The 16,290-nt window shown below is 66.3% G+C and carries 12 protein-coding genes and 1 pseudogene; 8 read left to right on the top strand and 5 right to left on the bottom strand.

Going from position 1 to position 16,290, the window contains the following annotated elements:
* Window positions 1-65 precede the first annotated feature (65 nt).
* Window positions 66-725 carry an HAD family hydrolase gene (locus AC5P1B_RS21660; RefSeq protein ID WP_493888976.1) on the top strand — a complete coding sequence of 220 codons (660 nt, stop codon included), beginning with the start codon at window positions 66-68 and terminating at the stop codon, window positions 723-725.
* Here AC5P1B_RS21660 and AC5P1B_RS21655 read toward each other — a convergent pair.
* On the bottom strand, window positions 706-1,980 hold the full coding sequence (locus tag AC5P1B_RS21655; RefSeq protein ID WP_493888975.1) for an NsdA family TPR-like regulatory protein: 1,275 nt from the start codon (window positions 1,978-1,980) through the stop codon (window positions 706-708). The two genes, AC5P1B_RS21660 and AC5P1B_RS21655, sit on opposite strands and share 20 nt — an antisense overlap.
* Before the next feature lie 312 nt (window positions 1,981-2,292).
* Here AC5P1B_RS21655 and AC5P1B_RS21650 point away from each other — a divergent pair, with 312 nt between their 5' ends.
* From AC5P1B_RS21650 to AC5P1B_RS21635, 4 genes are read left to right on the top strand one after another with little or no spacing between them, the layout of a single operon-like run.
* Window positions 2,293-2,652 (top strand): hypothetical protein, encoded by a 360-nt coding sequence (locus AC5P1B_RS21650; RefSeq protein WP_493888974.1) that lies wholly within the window; start codon window positions 2,293-2,295, stop codon window positions 2,650-2,652.
* A 5-nt stretch (window positions 2,653-2,657) separates the two neighbouring features.
* A complete protein-coding gene (locus AC5P1B_RS21645) occupies window positions 2,658-3,959 on the top strand; it encodes a radical SAM protein (protein WP_493888973.1) in 1,302 nt (433 codons plus the stop codon).
* On the top strand, window positions 3,956-4,861 hold the full coding sequence (locus tag AC5P1B_RS21640) for a radical SAM protein (RefSeq protein WP_493888972.1): 906 nt from the start codon (window positions 3,956-3,958) through the stop codon (window positions 4,859-4,861). Before AC5P1B_RS21645 ends, AC5P1B_RS21640 begins: the two co-directional genes overlap by 4 nt.
* Before the next feature lie 35 nt (window positions 4,862-4,896).
* Window positions 4,897-5,667: a hypothetical protein gene (locus AC5P1B_RS21635; RefSeq protein WP_493888971.1), complete on the top strand. Its 771-nt coding sequence runs from the start codon at window positions 4,897-4,899 to the stop codon at window positions 5,665-5,667.
* Between the two features lie 58 nt (window positions 5,668-5,725).
* On the opposite strand, the gene aspS is transcribed toward AC5P1B_RS21635, so the two are convergent.
* Window positions 5,726-7,036: an aspartate--tRNA(Asn) ligase gene (gene aspS, locus AC5P1B_RS21630; protein ID WP_493888970.1), complete on the bottom strand. Its 1,311-nt coding sequence runs from the start codon at window positions 7,034-7,036 to the stop codon at window positions 5,726-5,728.
* Between the two features lie 391 nt (window positions 7,037-7,427).
* On the opposite strand from aspS, the pseudogene AC5P1B_RS21625 reads away from it, so the two are divergent.
* Window positions 7,428-8,051 (top strand): annotated as a pseudogene (locus AC5P1B_RS21625) (SPDY domain-containing protein); the annotation flags it as partial.
* 249 nt (window positions 8,052-8,300) lie between these two features.
* Here AC5P1B_RS21625 and AC5P1B_RS21620 read toward each other — a convergent pair.
* Window positions 8,301-9,119 (bottom strand): hypothetical protein, encoded by an 819-nt coding sequence (locus tag AC5P1B_RS21620; RefSeq protein WP_493888969.1) that lies wholly within the window; start codon window positions 9,117-9,119, stop codon window positions 8,301-8,303.
* A gap of 1,581 nt (window positions 9,120-10,700) precedes the next feature.
* Between AC5P1B_RS21620 and AC5P1B_RS21615 the strand changes: the two genes are divergently transcribed.
* Together AC5P1B_RS21615 and AC5P1B_RS21610 are read left to right on the top strand one after the other, a co-directional pair.
* Window positions 10,701-12,731 carry a hypothetical protein gene (locus tag AC5P1B_RS21615; RefSeq protein WP_493888968.1) on the top strand — a complete coding sequence of 677 codons (2,031 nt, stop codon included), beginning with the start codon at window positions 10,701-10,703 and terminating at the stop codon, window positions 12,729-12,731.
* Window positions 12,728-13,087, top strand: a complete 360-nt coding sequence (locus AC5P1B_RS21610; protein ID WP_493888967.1) for a GIY-YIG nuclease family protein — start codon at window positions 12,728-12,730, stop codon at window positions 13,085-13,087. Before AC5P1B_RS21615 ends, AC5P1B_RS21610 begins: the two co-directional genes overlap by 4 nt.
* On the opposite strand, the gene AC5P1B_RS21605 is transcribed toward AC5P1B_RS21610, so the two are convergent.
* Window positions 13,074-13,196 carry a hypothetical protein gene (locus AC5P1B_RS21605; RefSeq protein WP_493888966.1) on the bottom strand — a complete coding sequence of 41 codons (123 nt, stop codon included), beginning with the start codon at window positions 13,194-13,196 and terminating at the stop codon, window positions 13,074-13,076. The two genes, AC5P1B_RS21610 and AC5P1B_RS21605, sit on opposite strands and share 14 nt — an antisense overlap.
* 51 nt (window positions 13,197-13,247) lie before the next feature.
* A complete protein-coding gene (locus tag AC5P1B_RS21600) occupies window positions 13,248-16,154 on the bottom strand; it encodes an RNaseH domain-containing protein (RefSeq protein WP_493888965.1) in 2,907 nt (968 codons plus the stop codon).
* Between the last annotated feature and the right edge of the window lie 136 nt (window positions 16,155-16,290).

Genomic DNA, 16,290 nt, shown 5'->3' with positions numbered 1-16,290 from the left:
TAGCGGCTGATCGCAGACCGAAAGAGCTGCTTCGCCGTCGCGCTGAACCGTCTAACCTGCGGAGCATGATTCGTGCTGTGGTGTTCGATGTCGGTGAGTGTCTTATTGACGAAACCCGGGAGTACGGGACGTGGGCGGACTGGCTGGGGGTGCCAAGGCACACTTTCGCGGCAATGTTCGGCGCGGTCATCGCGCAGGGGCGCGACTACCGCGAGACGTTCCAGGAGTTCCGGCCCGGGTTTGACCTGGCCGAGGAGCGGGAGAAGCGCGCGGCGGCCGGGAAACCTGAGTGGTTCGGCGAGGACGACCTCTACTCGGATGTGCGGCCGACATTGGCGACGCTGCGAGAGTCTGGCCTCTGGGTGGGCGTCGCGGGGAATCAGACGGTACGGGCCGGCGGTCTGCTGCGCGGGCTGGACCTGCCCTCCGATCTGATCGCAACCAGCGATGACTGGGGGGCATCGAAGCCGGACGTCGCGTTCTTCCAGCGGGTGATCGAGGCAACACCGGCCGAGCCGAACGAGATCCTTTACGTCGGTGACCGGCTCGACAACGACATTCGCCCAGCCGTGCATGCAGGGCTTCTGACTGCCCTGATCCGACGCGGCCCCTGGGGCACGATCCAGCAGCGCGACCCGGATGCCGATGCGATCACGACGATGCGCATCGACTCGCTGGCAGAGCTGCCGGAGAAGATCGCCAAGTTCAACGCTGAAGGGCGCTGACCGTCGTACCCCAGTCGTAGAGACGGTCATCGAGGTCTCGCACGCACTGCTCGTTCTGCCAGGGGGCGAGCGTGCGGCGGACCTCGCGGACGCGGTCGATGCCGGTGGCATACCAGGTGATCGCCAGCTGGTCGAGAGCTTGGATGGCGTAGTGGCACGCTTCCTGCGGCCTTCCGTCGGCGGCTTCGACCGCAGCGAGGTCGCCAAGGACGACGGTGCGCTGCTTGTCCGACTCGGGCGGCAGGCCGTCAAGTACCTCATGGAGTGTCTGCCGGGCTTGAGGCAGGTGGCCGGCCTTCAGCTGCGTGTTGCCTTTGAACGCGGCCAGGCGGACGGGGCTGAACCAGTCCAGCCACTCAGGAGTGGCGTGCTCGGAGCCTGTGGAGAGCGTGTCCTCGGCGCGACGGATCAAGCGCAGCGCTGCGTGAGGATCTCCGCAGCGGGTCTCGCATTCCGCCTCGACCGCATCCAGCCACGCCCAGAACTCGGCTGACACCTTTCCGCGGCGGGCGTAGGTACGGGCGGCCATCATGCGCTCGACCGCTGCCTCTCGGTCGTCTGCCCAGCCCGGGATGAAGGCCATGTGCGCGAGGATGGCCGCTCCGAGCAGTGGATCGTCCGCTTCGCTTGCCGCTTGCAGAGCCCGCAGGAGGGTCTCCGATGCCTGCTCCGGCCGTCGCAGGTCGAAGAACTCGATCCGGCCAGCCAGCAGATAGGACTCGGACAGTGCGGCCGCGAGGGTCTGACGGGCTGGGTTCGCCGTCTCGGGGAGGAGGGCGCAGCCGAGACGAGCGTGCTCCAAGACCGCTGGGTGCAGCACGGCAGGGGCGACGGACCAGTACAAGCGCCGATGCGAGCGTGTGATAGCCCCGAAGCCCCTGCCAATAGTCGCCGGTTGGGTGATGGCTTCCCCTTGGGCGGGGACGGGCGCCAGCCGTGCTCCGAACAGAGAGACACGTGGGGTGTTCAGGCTCGGTGTACTGGGCCGCGCCCGTGCGTTCCCCCATGGCGGTGTGAATCCGAGGTCTTCCATGCTCTGCCCCATGAGGTGGGTCAGGACGCGGTGAACATCGGGTTGCGGCCAAGGAGGTGTAGCGGACTCCCAGCGTCGGACCTGCCGGACGCCGACGGCCAGACCTCTGATTCCCAGTTTTGGTGCTGCCTTTGTGATGGCGTCGGCCAGGGCTTGCTGGGAGTTGTATCCAGCTGCCAGCCGGGCGGCTTTGAGTCTGGTGTTGCCTGCGGGACGGGACATGGATCTCCTCCGGAGCGGGCTCTCTTCAGAGAGTGCCATGCGATGTCCTCGTATCGGCGAGAAATCATCCACTGGGCATCAAGTATGCCCTGTCTAAGTCCTCTTGATGCCCTGTCAGGGTCCTCGAATAGGACCTGCGGGGTCAGCATGATGTCACCACGTCACTACGGAGAGATGTCCCGGTCGCAGTGCTTGGCCATCGAACTGCGAAGCGCCGCCCCGCCCCAACTCCACGGGTGGGGCAGCATCCGGCGAACTCCGGTGGACGCGAAGGGTTGTCCCAGCACATCCAGCATGCAGAGAGGATCAGCCATGCCTCAAGCCAGGCGAGAGAAGAAGGACCACTTGATCTACGCGGACGTCGTGGACTCCAAGTCCAAGGCCGGCGTGTGGATGGGCGAGCGCGCCTCCTTCCAGGAGAAGCAGGGCCGCATCATCGAGGCGCTCAAGGAGCAGACCGATTGGGTCGAGCTGAAGGGAGCGATGATGGTCATCAGCACCGATCCGGCCGGCGTCACGGTCATCGCGCCGAACCCGACGCTGCCCGGCGTGATCGTCCTCGCTGACGGTGGTTCGCCGGCCACTTCCGCGAAGCTTCAGGCCGCCGCCGAGGAGAAGGTCCGCGCGGTCATGGGCGAGCTCGGGATCGCCGAAGAAGAAGCGACGGCCTGACGACCGTGGCCGTCCCCCGGATGCTGTGGGGGAAATACTTCCAGTACGAACGGGATGGGGAAGCGGTTCTCCTCGATCCAGTCGCGCTGGGCAGTGTGTTCATCGACTCCGGCGAGGTCCACGACCTCGCCGGGGTCCCCCCGACCGCGACTCATGAAGCCCTCGCTGGGCTCGGCTTCACCCCCGGCGGCCCCATGACCGACCGGCGCGAAGCGCTCCATGACCGTCTTCAATTTCTTGGCCTGGACGCCGCTCCCGGCCGTATCAGCGGTCTACGTGTGGTCCTTACAGACCGCTGCAATATGGCCTGCACGTACTGCTTCGTCGATACGAACTCCGGCAAGCCGGACATGACAAAGGAGGAACTCTCGGAGGGGCTGGAGTTCCTGTTTGAGCAGAACGCCGGGCAGGAAGAGGTGTCCATCCAGTGGTTCGGTGGCGAGCCCACCATCCGCTTCGACCTCATGCGATACGGCGATCAGCTCGCCGACACCCTCGCCGACCGCTACGACGTGGCCAGGGTAAGGCGCACGGTTGTCACCAATGGTGCTCGCCTGACCGACGAGGCTCTCGATCACTTCGTCGCGTACGAGTACGGAGTCGGCATCTCCATCGACGGTCCTCCGGGCGTCAACTCGGCGAACCGGCTACTGCTTGGCGGACAGCCCGCAGACGACCGGATTCGCCGTAACGTCGCCAGGCTCGTCGAGGCGGATGGGCTGCATGTGGGCTGCAACCTCACCCCGACGGCGGCGAATATCGGCCGTCTCGCCGAGGCCGTTCGGTGGATCATCGACGACCTCGGGCTGAAGTTCATCTACGTCAACACGCCCATCCCGACCGCGGGCCGGTGGCAGGTCAACGGCGCCGACCTGGCCTGCGAGCTGTATGAGGCCCGTGTGGCCGCACTGGGGCGGGGCGGGGTGCTGTTCTCCGTCCTGGATCGCGCCTTCCAAGCCCTCGACACCCGTCGGCCGATGCTGTTCGACCACATGCAGGGCGACCGCAGTCTGAACGCCGCTCTGCTGCCCGGCGGCCGGGTCAGCCTGTGCGACATCAACTTCACCGAGCCGTCGTTCCTGCACACCCTCGACGAGCTGCGCGCCGATCCGGGCCTTCTGGCCGGGGTGGCGAAGAAGGTCGCCCCGATCCCCGAGTGCGGGAACTGCCCTGCGCTCGCCATCTGCGGTGGGCCGTCCCGCAACGAGCAGGCCCTCATCGGCGGCAACACTCCAGATCCCGAGATGTGCGCGTTCTACACGAGCACCGTGGAGATCGCGGTGTGGGACAACACGGGGGTGCAATGAACGCCCAAGTCCGTACCGCGCTGGTGTCCACGGCCGGGCACTGCAAGGTGGCCTGCGGATTCTGCTTCCGGGCCGACCGCGCTCACGGCTTCCTGGACACCGCGACCTACGCCCGCCTCCTGTCGCGGCTGAAGGAGGCGGGGGTGGAGGGGGTGTGCCTGACTGGCGGCGAACCGACCCACCACCCGCAGCTCCGGCAACTCATACGGCTGGCCCACCAGTTCGGCATGTCGGTGTCGATGGTGACCTCGGCCCGCACCGTCGTGGAGGTCGTCGCCCTCTCCGATGTGGCGCATCTGCTGGCCAACGCGACCGTCTCTGCCGACTCGCAAGGCGCGATGCTGCTGGGCCGCACCACCCGCACCGCCACCTCGGGCCTCGACACGCTGCGCGCCATCAGCGCCGAGATGAAAATCCTGCACGTCACCTGCTGGGGCCTGCGCGACGGCGAGTGTCAGGAACTGGCCGGCCTCGTGTCCGAGGCCGGGGTGGAAGTTCAGTTCAGCCCCGTCGTCCTCGACGAGCGCGCCCTGCGCCGCGAGGGCAAGTCGGTCCAGGACTACCTGGTGCAGCACCACCTCGACGCCGATCGGCTCGACCGGTACTTCAACCTGTCCGACCGATACCGCGCCTACCTCGGCGAGCTTAAGGACCTGCAGTTCCCCCCAGATGGGGGAGAGCGGTGGCCATGCCGTTCGGCGACCGCGTACGTATCCGCAGACGGCTCCATACGGCGCTGTCCCTACGGCCAGGCGTCGGTCAGCGTCCACGCTCCCCGGGCCGTGATCAGACATTTCCTGACCGCCCCGGCGCAGGCCCGGGTGACCCCGGACTGCGCTGCCATCTGCCGCCCCGCCACCGCGTCCGACGACCGCAGTGCTTCGTGCGCCGCGCCGGCATGAAGCGGCCCAGCGCACACGACTCCATGGACAGATCTATGACGATCACGACGCCCGACGACTTTATCCATCGGTGGCGGCAGACGCCGAACTTCCCGCTGGAGGTCCCCTTCGACTACACGTTCCTGCCCGCCATCGACGTCCTCGATCACCTGCGTAGGGATGAGGAGGCCCGGTTCACGCTCCTCGGGGACGACGACTGGCAGGTGCGCATGGATCGCACCGCTGCCTTCCGCACCGCGCCGATCGAGGAGATCGTCGCCTGGCCGTTCCGGCTGGTGCACTTCAACCTCAGCCGCTTCTACGACGACGTGCTGCAAGGCTTCCAGGAGGAGGTCATGATCCCCTGGCGCACTCAGCTCGCTGCCCAAGGTTTCACCTGGCAGCGCCTGGCACCCATCCTGTTCCTGTCCACGTGGGGTGCCGCCTCGACATACCACAACGACAACTCGCACGGCATGGTCTGGCAGATTCACGGCGTCAAAACCTTCCACAGCTACCTTGATCCCGACAAGCATCTGCCGGCTGACGCGGCGGTCATCGGCGAGACCACAGGCGAGGACCCACCCGCGCACGATGCGGCCGACCGCCAGTCCGTCACCATGCGACCCGGAGACCAGCTCTGGAGCCACGCGCTGACACCCCACTGGGTCACCACCGAGTCGACGCTCGCCATGAGTGTCACGCTCTCCCACGGCGGCCTCTGCCATCAGGGCCGGTTCTCCGAGCGGGAGCTGGCCCTGCGGGCCTACTGGGACAAGAACCCTGGCGAGGCATGGACGCATGACCTGCGCAATGTCCGCTACTGAGACTGCGTCCCACGACACGAGGCACTCGCCCGTGTCGTGGGACGCAACCCACGGCCAGTTACGGGGTGAGCCGGTTCGGTCCGCGGAAGAGGAAGGTCGCCTCGCGAATCGAGTCCAGGCCGAGCATCACCATCAGCACCCGCCCCAGTCCCATGCCGAGTCCGCCGTGCGGCGGGCACCCGTACCGGAAAGCGTTCAGGTAGTCCTGCAGCGGCTCGGGGCTCATGCCCTTCTCGGCGGCCTGCTTCAGCAGCACGTCGTACCGGTGCTCACGCTGGGCGCCCGTGGTGACCTCCAGCCCCTTCCACAGCAGGTCAAAGCTCAAGGTCACGCTCGGGTCGTCAGCCGGCCGCATGTGGTAGAAGGGCCGGATACTCACCGGGTAGTGCGTGATGAACACGAACTCGTGCCCGGTGGCCTCCTTGATGTGAGCCGAGATACTCCGCTCGCCCTCCGGGTCCAGGTCCTCCTTGACTCCCTCCGGGTCCCAGCCGCCCTTGCGCAGGATCTCGTGCGCCTCGGCCATGGTGACGCGGGGGAAGGGCATGGTGGGGACGGTGACCTCGACGCCGAAGTGCTCGGCGATCGCCTCACCGTGCGCGTCAGCGACCTTGGCGATCGCGTGGGCGAGCATCTGCTCCTCGAACGCCATCACGTCCTCGACCCCGTCGACCCAGGCCAGCTCCACGTCGACGCCGGTGAACTCGGTGGCGTGCCGGGAGGTGAACGACGGCTCGGCACGGAAGACCGGCCCGATTTCGAAGACCTTGTCGATGCCGGCCGAGATCGCCATCTGCTTGTAGAACTGCGGCGACTGCGCCAGGTAGGCGCTGCGGTCGAAGTATCCGAGCTTGAAGACCTCCGCGCCGGACTCCGAGGCGGTGCCCATGAGCTTGGGGGTGTGCATCTCGGTGGCGCCCTGCGCATAGGCGTACTCGCGCATCCCCTGCTCCAGGGTGGTCTGCACAGCGAACATCAGCTGGGTGGCGGGACGGCGGCGTACGTCCAGGAATCGCCAGTCCAGTCGCTGTTCCAGGCCGGTGTGCTCGTCGATCGGCAGCGGTGTGGCGGCCACGTTCAAGACCTCGACCGTCTCGGGGACGATCTCCAGGCCACCGAGCTTCACCTGGGCGGCGTCGACGACCCGGCCGGTGACGCGGACGGCGGACTCAGTGGTGAGGGCTTCGAGCTGGGCTTCCAGGGGCCCATCGTCGCGCTTATGGGTGACCTGCACCATGCCGGTGCTGTCGCGCACGATGACGAACTGCATCTTGCTCTGCAGGCGGAGGGTGTTCACCCATCCGCAGACGGAGACGGTACGGCCGACGTGCTCTCGCAGGTCGGAGACGTGTACGCGGCTGTGGATCATTTCGGTCCTCCGAAGGACGTCGTCATGATCCCTTGGGAGTGCGGGCGAGAAGGGCAACTCGCGGTACCACCGCACTTTCGCCGCCACCAGGTGACGGCCTCATTCGGGCCCGATGACGGGGGCCGACCGGCGGGGCATCGGACCACCAGGCGGGGTCGTTCCTCCCCGCGCTCAGGAGGGTCTTCGCCTCGGGGCGCGAGACCGCCTTTCCAGCTACCGGCGGCTCTCTCAACTCACGTGATCCCTGGCTACTCGTCTCCATCGACGCGTTGCCCGAAGGATACGGACACCGCGGACGCCCCCGCAATCAAGAAACGCCACACGGTGGCCCTGATCGAGAGCCCAGGAGTCGGGAATCAGCCTGGCCGCCAGCGTGTGGGGTGCCGGGACTGAGGATCGGCAGGTCGTGCGCAGCACCGTCCTTCACATCAGCCCCGACACCCTCCGGTGGGCCCAATGGGTGCTGCCGGATGAGCCGTTCCACCTGGGCGATCTGCCGATCGCCTGGCAGATTTCCGCCCGCGAGCACCCAGACAGCCCGCTTGCGCGGTGGTCGGCCTACTTCATCCCCGGCATCCCGGGTGAGGTCCTCTGCGACTATCTCCTCGCGCTCGACGCCCGCGACCAGCCCTCCACGGCGCTCATGGGTCCCGAGCTCCTTATGGACGTTGTCGCGGAGCATGGCTGGCTCCGCGACGTCGACCAGCCCGACTCGGTGGCGATGCACCCCACCTTCACTTCCCGCCTCAGTCTCGGCAAGGTGCCGCCCCTCATCCAGGACTCCGACCCCCGCGCTCTGACTGCCGAGGCGGAAGAGCCAGGTGCGACGGGCTGGCAGGCGTGGGCTGAGCTCGGCATGGGTGCCTCGTACTTGTGGGCCGCGTCGTTCAGTGCCAGCGTGCCGCACGGCCTTGTTGCCGCATTCGCTTCCTCGCTCAGCTCCACCGCACCGGTTCTACGCCGGGTGCTGCCGGAGAGCACACGGGACCGGCTCCTGGGTGCCCCTGCCAGCTGAGCAGTACTCCCGCGCTATGAAGCCGGGCCTCCCGTTCGGGAGGCCCGGCTTCGCGCTGCTCAGACAGCTTCTGTGTGTGGCGGGCGGTTACCGGGGCGGGCCCGTGTCAGTGCTGGATGCTGTGTCCAGCTCGTGGGCGCCGCTGAGAGATGGTGCTCATTTGATCCTTCCTGGCACCGATCGCCGGGGCCGGGAAGCACTCCGGCCAGGCCATCTCTTCGCCTTGGTCAATGAGTGACGCGGCCTTCGTCAGAAGGTGTTGGCGGTGAAGGGACGCACCCGTTCGTTCGCGAGGGCGAACAGTCGATCGAACTCGGCCCGTTCGTCCTTGCTCATGAGCCCGACGGCGTTGCCGAGGTTCTTTTCAGTGAGCTGATTCATGAACGGGGCAAGGAATCGGTTCATGATTTCCGGGGCGTCGTGTATTGCCTGCGTGTATTTCCGGTACCGCGTGAGCTGCGCACTCAGCTCTTCGAATTCGGCGAGGGTTGCCCTGCCGGTGAGGGCCTGTTCCTCCTTGCTGAACGGGCGTCCGTCGCGGTGGGACCATGTGCGGGTGTCGTCTTGGCGTTTGAAGTCCGAGTCGCAGAGAAGGGCGAAGACGTAGGGGTTGATGTCGGGATTGGCCATACGGGTGTGGTGCTCCTCGTGAATCGGTTGGGGTGCATCAATGGTCTGGAGAATCGCCGGTTGGGCTAACCGACGATCGTCGGCTATGTTGCGCCCGCTTCCCTGGGTCAGGGCCGACGGCTGGAGTGGTTCGCTGCCCTGGCCGACGGTGGTGTGGCGGGGGATGGGGTCGTCGGCGAACCGCCAGCTGGTGTCCGCGCTGTAGGCGGTGCAGCCGACCGCGGCCACCGCGGCTACCTGCACAGCGGCGATGCCGCGCCACCGGCTGGCACCGGGCGGCTGTCGGCGCTGCTGGCGGATCAGCCATGCGGCGAACAAGGCGAGAAGCACGAGCGCTGCGAGCAGCACCGCTGTCAATGCGGGGGAGGTCGCCCAGGCTGGCAGGAGCGCCGTGGCGGCGTCTTCGGCGCTCAGGAGCGTGGTGTGGGCAGGGGGCATACGGGGTCCTCTCTGGGAGGGAAGTGGTGGAAGAGAAGGGCGTTCACGCGGGGGGCGTTCACGCGGGCCCCCTTCTAAAGGGGGCCCCGCGCGTGATCGCTTGGGCGCGTGTACGGCGTGGATGCTCGCGTGATCGTTTGACCTGCGGTTTCGCGGTGAGCGTGTGCGCTGCGAGCGGTCCACGGCGGTGGGTGTGCGCGAGAGCCGCGTGTACGGTCGCGTGAACGCTTCGCGTAGGTGGCGCGGGGGTTCAGCCGACGGACGTGAGGTGGTGGCGGGCTGGCCTGCTCGCCTCCGGTGCCACGCACAGCTCGGGCCTGATCGCGGCAGCCCACAACACCGTCCGCGAAGTGCCGACCCTTCACCCTGACACCTCACCTGACGACGATGCCGTGCTCGACAGTTTGTGCCAGTTCGATGCGCTTGGCGCGCTGGTCGTTATGGGGGAAGCGGGGAAGGCCGCGACCCGCAACTTCTATACCAATTTCGCCCGGTACATGACGCAACGCACCGAACCTGCACTGGCTGCCATCACCCGCGACGCCGGAATGCGCCAGACACTTTTCGACGGTAGCCCTGAGCTGCTGGAGGAGAGTCTGAGGCTGCTGGTTCGCATGGCCGACAAGGAAGGTTCCGCCTATAACGGGTGGACCGGTGTCAGTGACCCTCATCTGCAAGAACTCGTGTACGACTGGGCAGACTGGCGGAGCCGGTCCGGCCCATGCTGCTTTCGCTTGACCTGGTCGGATGGGTCTTCGTGGCGCGGACTCTCCTGGCCCGGATCTAGCCCAGCCGGACCTGTCGGTGCATACGCCGGGGGCGTCGGGCTGCGCTGCCTTGGTGGGCTGCTCAAAGAGATCGGGGTTCGGCACCCAACACCGTGTTCGACGGGGTGGGCGACCCAGCCCGTCCGCCCAGGACCGCAGCCCTCCGCGTTGGGAACTGAGACCACGCACGACGAAGGGCCCCACCGCAAGCGGTGGGGCCCTTCGACATCGTGCCCGGTGAGGCACTGGCGGAGGATACGAGATTCGAACTCGTGAGGGGTTGCCCCCAACACGCTTTCCAAATGTTCGTACGGGGGTCCGGAGCGGGCCGTAGGGGTCCTGACCTGCGGCGGAGCGTTCGAGGTGGCCCCGTTCGGACGGGCACGGACGGGAGTGAATGAGACCAGAACTGAGACCAGGCTGCCCCGGCCGCTGGTGATCACTGCGAGACGGTTGGAACCCGTCGGGCGAGCGATTCCGTTTCAAGCCACGCTAGTTGACAGCCATGTGGTAGCGTCCCAGTCGCCTGCGACGCATGAAGCGAAGCAGGGTCGCTCCGAGGTCACCTCGGGGTAGGCAACGTGGAGGCATGCTTCCTCACGCCGCGGGCCCTGTCGAGCGCCATGTTGCCGCCGAAGATCACGTCAGGGCTTGCTCTGATCAAATCTGAGGGGATGCGCCTGACGGCGGTTGCTGTCTGACTTCCCGGGCATGGTCCACATCCGTGTGGCACCCCGGGAGTATGCGGACGTCTGTGGTTCTTCGTTCCGTGCCCTTTCGGCGTGCCTGAGTACGCCCAGGAGGGCGACCAATCATGACCGCGATCTTCGAAGAGACATCCGCGATTCACGACCACGTTCCGCCGCGGCCGGTGAACAAGCTTCCTGAGCTTGCGCCGATCGCCGCCCGCCGTAAGGCGGCCGAGAAGCTCGTCGACGCTTTCGGTATCCATCCAGACGCAGCCTTCTCCATCGCCAACGCCGTCGTGGACCCAGCCGAGCTTCGCCGCTCGATCGAGATCCCCACTGAGCTCGCGATCACCGGAGGCATCCTTCTGGCAGTCCGTGCGCGCGTGTGGACGCGCCGTACGCTGCCAGACATTCGAAACCCTCGCATCGGCGACGCCAGGCGACACCCGGTGGCGGTGGAACCGGGAACCGACGAGGAGTCGCGGTTCGCCCCAGTCGATGACCCCACCAGCACCGGTACCACGCCGCACCTCGAAGTCACGATCGAGTCGGCCGAGCACATGACGTGGGCTTCGGCGCTCGCGGCACGGGCGGTGCTGGACGCGAACGACTGGCGGTACTCGATCCGCAACCAGGGAGTGCTCACCGAGGTGTGGCTGGTTGCCAACCGCTACGTCCACACCGCCGAGGACATCCCTGATCTTTGGGCGGTGACCACTGCCGAAGGCTCGTCGCGTACCACCGCCGCACACGACATTCTGGGCGATGGCAACAGCGTCGACATGGTGGTGAAGGCAGAGGCTGACGCCTTCATGCGGTCCAAGATCAAGGAACTGAACACCGCCCTCGAGCAAGGGCCTACGGTCAAGCAGTCTGAGGCGCTGCGTTGCGAAACGATGCCGGCTCTGATCCTGGTGGGATACAAGCCCCTGCCGGGCGGCCCTGACCGGTTCTCGTCGGCGGTGAAGTCCCTGGTGGCTCTCCGTCACGTCGACGCCCCGAAGGAGTGGGGCGAGGGACCCGAACTGGAATCGCTCGCAGATGAGGCGCTGACCGTCATGGAGGACCGGCGCATCCTCACGCGCATGCGTCGTCGGTGGCTCGCTGGTGCGATCAGCCGTTCAGAGGCGGAGAAGGCACACCTGCCCACTGACCCGGCAATCCGGGCAGCGGAGATCATCGCCCTGTTCACGCGTGATGACCAGGCTGTGCGTGACGCGATTCGCGGTGCTGTAACCCGCCAGTCGACACGCAAGCGGATCACGAAGAACTTCCGAGTCAAGCTGGCCGTGGCACTCATCGTGAGGTCGGTGGCGGGTGAGGGCACCAGCCCAGACCGCATCCGCCGCTACATGCAACACGGATTCGTGTCGGTGCGCGACAACCACTTCAACCCTACGCACCGTTCCGCCGATGACGTGCTGGCTGACGCTCTGGACGAGTTCGAGGACGATCCCGCAGGTACCCCCGGAGGGTCGCGTCTGGAACTCGCCGCACGAGCTGCCTACCCCCTTATCGCGACGCTGTCCCTGTGGGCTGACCGCGGTACGAACAACAATCCGAATGCGGACGATCGTCGGCGGCCCGGCGAGGTCATCGACACGATGCTCTCGTCGCGTCTTGGGATCCACCAGCTTCATCGAGCCATCGTTGACCACAACGATGGGCGCCGCGGCCTCCGGGCTGTGAACGAGGACGGCTCCATCCGCCTCACCGAGGACCGGGCACAGGACCAGACCCTCAACGACGTCTATCTGCGCTCGACGTTCCCCAAGGCCGGTTCGCCGACGCGTCCCTCTTCGACGAACACTCCGGATGACGCCCTGCGCGACGCCGCTGCAGTTCTCGGAGCTGCCGTGCGGAGCATCGAGGAAGCCATGGCCGCCCTGCGGGCGGTGAAGGCTGCAGATGGAGCCGATCACGTCGAAACGGTCGGTGTCGACCTGAACCACGTCACCGAGTGGAAGGGCATCCTGGACGACGCTACCGAGGATCTGGTCTTCTGGGGCCGAACCTGGAAGCGCCGAAACCGCAAGGGCGGTCGCGCCACGACCCGGCGTGACGACAGTTGGGTAGCGGAGTTCCTGGAGGACCCTGACGGCGCCGTCGAGGCATGGGAGGACGAGGACTCCGACACCGTAGAGACCGCTTCATGAGGGCGCAGCGACTCGCGTCCCTCGCTGCGTATGCCGGGGACCACCTGCATCACGACGGGCCTTTCGGCCCTTACCCGTGTGCAGCCGACATCCCGGTCCGACCCCGCAAGGCGGTTTACGTCGTGTGTGCCTGGTCAGGAAAGATCCTCTACGTCGGCTCAACCACCGTCGGTATCTCTCTACGCATTGCCCAGCACCTCAGAGGCGTGAAGAGAACTCTCGACTGGACAACCGTGTACGTCATTCCGCTCGATGACGACACCCCGGTTGAGACAGTCCGTCGGATCGAAGGCCGCGTCGGTGTCGCCGCCGGCCCCATGCGGAAGAAGGCGCTCCCGCGCATCACCGGGCGTTGACGAGCATCTGCTGGACCTGGCGACGTGCCAGGACCAGCAGATGAGCCCTGTCGGCCCGGTCCTTGAAGCGCTTGCACCGCTCTGCCAGCGTCCATGGAGCAGTTCCCATTCAGCATGGTCATTTCGCGATCACGGTCTCGACGGCTGGGTCGACACCGGATTAGGCGTCGGTGCCGCAGGCTTCCTTGAGGATGTCGATGCTCTCTTGGTCCTTTGGTTCGGAGCGTCGGAACTGGGGGTGGCCAAGGTCCATCTGCAGTGCGGCGTGAAGTGGCGCGGGGTAGCGGGTTCGGTCGGACCATGAGAGTGCCTGGTGGCTGAGTCGGGCTGCGGCGACGGCGAGGACCTCGCGCTCGTACCCGCTGCGTGTGTACATCGGAGTGATCTCGCGCGTGGTCATGCTGTACCAGGGGGAGTTGAGTTCGTTTTCCTTGCGCTCGTCAGCGTTCTTTGACGCCTTGCCCGGATCCGCGCGCCAGCGGGTCTTCCACTGTCCGTGGCGCTTCTTACCGTAGTTGCGGGGCTCGGTGAACAGGAACCAGGGATGCCCTTCGGGACGCTCTTCCGGGTAGTAGAGGTCGCTGGAGGTCTTGAGCGGCTTGGTGGTGCCGTTCTTCAGCTTCTCGGTGACGGATACGAGTCGCGGCATCTCGGCCTGCGCGCAATTCATGCGGATGATGCTGACGGGGTTCCAGGAAGCGGGCAGGCCGCTCCCCGGAAGCCACAGGCGCGGGTCGTCCGAGTCCGGGGCGAGGCCCTGCTTGTTGTTATGCAGGCCCGGCCACACGCGGCGGCTGGCGTGGCCGTCGATCATCAGGGCGTACGGGAGCCCATCGAGCTCGTCGCTGAGGTCTTGGAGGGCGGTACGGACGTCCTCGCCGGCCTGTGCCCAACGCTGCATTTCGCCTTGGCCGTCCTGCGTGTGCAGAGGGTAGTTGGAGGCATGGAAATTGCTCTGCGCCCGCGCGTAGTGCTCCCACTGCGGGTGGATGTTGCTCCAGCCGAGCATGCGCCAGGGCTCGCCGGGCTTGCGGGACGGGATCACCGCGGTGGCGGTGATGATCCTCTTGGGCTGTCCCTTGTACTTGCGATCGGTGGCCTGCTTGCGGATATGGATGCCGACAAAGGCCATGCGGGGCAACGGATAGGGGTCGTCTTCAGGGTAGAGAGCACGCTCGAACCGGTCGTCGATCACGCCGCACGATCGGTACAAGTCCAGCTGGCCCATGTAGACGCGGTGGTCTTCGAACGCCGCCGCGGGCTTCTTGACGGTGCTGAACGTCTTGGTGAACGGGTCGTAGGCGCGGCCGACCAAGAACTGAGACGGCACTGCGGCCTTTGCGAGCTCCCGTACTACCTGGTGTTTGGCGTCACTCTCGGCAAGGGCGGACTTCACTTCGGCGGGCTTCATGCCTTCGTGCTCTTCCCCGCGGACGGGGAGCTCCGTCTCGCACCAGGCCGCGAGCAGCACGCCCGGTTCCGCGAACTGGCTGATGAGGGCCTCGGCGTCCGAGGCCCTCTCCTTTCCAGTGCCGTGCTTCAGCAGAGCCTCGGCGTTGCAGAAGACTGCCTCGATGCCCTCCGCGAGAGGCGTGGTGTCCTTTCCGTTGGGGTCGGGGTCGATGCGTTCCGGATCGAGGCTGTAGGGGTGGGCGAGACCATGGATCATGCGCGTGAGGGTCTCGTCCCGGTACCAGAGACACAGGATGCGGAGTTTGGTGTAGCCGGCTGCTTCGATGGAGCGCCGGATGCTGTCGGGCGAGGGATTGCCGATGAGGTCGACGTAATCCCCGTCGCTCTTTCGCTTCTTCTTCTCCTTCTCCTGCGTCGAGGTGGCGGGTTCGTGGGACCGCTTGCCGAAGACGTTCCCCTTCGACTTCAGCTCGAGCAGAGACACGGTGTCGCCGAAGGCGCGCCGGATCTGGTCCTGGAGAAGAGAGAGCTGGTAGATGCCGGCGCCGGTACCGACGGCGAAGGAGTCCGTTTGGGGCATGGTCGGCCGGATGGTGCCGGGCGTGGGTGTGAGGATGTCGATCCTCTTGCCGTCTTCGTCCCTGAGGTTCAGGCGGTGGCGTTCGTCGGCAACACGTTCCTCCAGTGCCGTGAGCGCTGTCCGGTCGGCGTCGAGTTTCGCCAGGATCTCCAACGCGTGCTTGTTCGCCTGGCGCAGGCCCCATCCGTCCAGAGAGAGGGACAGCAGGGGACGCTGCGTCCCTTGATCGAGCAAGGCAGTGCGCGCGTGGACCACGGTGTTGTTGACGCGGCGGATGTGTGCGTTCAGGTTCAGGACGGGGTTGGGCTCGGCGGTGTAGGTGGCCATCTTCACCGAGACGCGGGACATGGCGTACTGGACTTGCGCCCGCGTGGGGCCCTTGGGACGGGCGGTGGCAGCTTCACTGAGGTTGACCGGGTGGGCCAGAGAGGCGAACAGCGGGCCGATGGGGTGGTCCCATGCGATCAGGTCGCCGTCGCTGTCGGGTCGGTAGTACACGGCCGCGGTGTTGGTGGACGGCTGCCAGTCGACGATGCGTTCCTTTATCACGCCGTCCTTCGTCTCGTACGGCTCACGGATCGGTTCCACTTCCGTGTCCAAGAGGGGTTCAGCGGCCAGCTTCTTCGCGATATGCCACTTCACCGCCTGATAGGCCCAGCTGTCAGGGCTGGCTGGCCTGCCGTCCTGCTGGGCGAGGATGTTCTCGGCAAGGCTGAGCGACTGCGGCGTGACGCCGGCCACCAGTTTCGCAAGGGCGGGCTCGTCCATGAACGGGATCTCGTCGAGAAGGATCTTGCGGACGATCCCTTCCAGGTAGGTGAAGACGTTCTTGAGGACGCCGGGTTCCACAGGGCTGAGCGTCACCATGAACGCCAGGTTTCTGTCCAGGTACACGTACCCGTCGGTGATCTGCTGGAGAACGGTGACCGCGATGGAGTACGGAATCAGGAAGGGGTCGGAGTCCTGTACGCCTGCGATCCGCTTGCTGTTGCGGTTAGCCGTGCTGCCCAGGTCGCGCCAGGCGCTGCGCGTCGGCGAGTGGTAGTCACCGAAGTCCCAGACCAGGGCGGTCATGCCGTCCAGGAGCTGTGGGGTGCACTTGATCGATGTGGTGTGTGCGGTGAGATCCCGCTGCGTGCTGCGACGCCCCATGGACGGTCTTACCTCTTCTCTCGGCTCTTCTCCCTGGCAGGGAAGGCAGCCCCGCCTG

The organism is Streptomyces sp. A01, assembly GCF_059026195.1.
Note: the sequence above shows the minus strand (reverse complement) of the source record. Positions and strands in the feature narration are given on the sequence as shown.

Coding starts and splice junctions, on each gene's coding strand:
- AC5P1B_RS21660 (WP_493888976.1), top strand. CDS start 66: ATGATTCGTGCTGTGGTGTTCGATGTCGGTGAGTGTCTTATTGACGAA.
- AC5P1B_RS21655 (WP_493888975.1), bottom strand. CDS start 1,980: ATGTCCCGTCCCGCAGGCAACACCAGACTCAAAGCCGCCCGGCTGGCA.
- AC5P1B_RS21650 (WP_493888974.1), top strand. CDS start 2,293: ATGCCTCAAGCCAGGCGAGAGAAGAAGGACCACTTGATCTACGCGGAC.
- AC5P1B_RS21640 (WP_493888972.1), top strand. CDS start 3,956: ATGAACGCCCAAGTCCGTACCGCGCTGGTGTCCACGGCCGGGCACTGC.
- AC5P1B_RS21635 (WP_493888971.1), top strand. CDS start 4,897: ATGACGATCACGACGCCCGACGACTTTATCCATCGGTGGCGGCAGACG.
- aspS (WP_493888970.1), bottom strand. CDS start 7,036: ATGATCCACAGCCGCGTACACGTCTCCGACCTGCGAGAGCACGTCGGC.
- AC5P1B_RS21620 (WP_493888969.1), bottom strand. CDS start 9,119: ATGCCCCCTGCCCACACCACGCTCCTGAGCGCCGAAGACGCCGCCACG.
- AC5P1B_RS21615 (WP_493888968.1), top strand. CDS start 10,701: ATGACCGCGATCTTCGAAGAGACATCCGCGATTCACGACCACGTTCCG.
- AC5P1B_RS21610 (WP_493888967.1), top strand. CDS start 12,728: ATGAGGGCGCAGCGACTCGCGTCCCTCGCTGCGTATGCCGGGGACCAC.
- AC5P1B_RS21605 (WP_493888966.1), bottom strand. CDS start 13,196: ATGGGAACTGCTCCATGGACGCTGGCAGAGCGGTGCAAGCGCTTCAAG.
- AC5P1B_RS21600 (WP_493888965.1), bottom strand. CDS start 16,154: ATGACCGCCCTGGTCTGGGACTTCGGTGACTACCACTCGCCGACGCGC.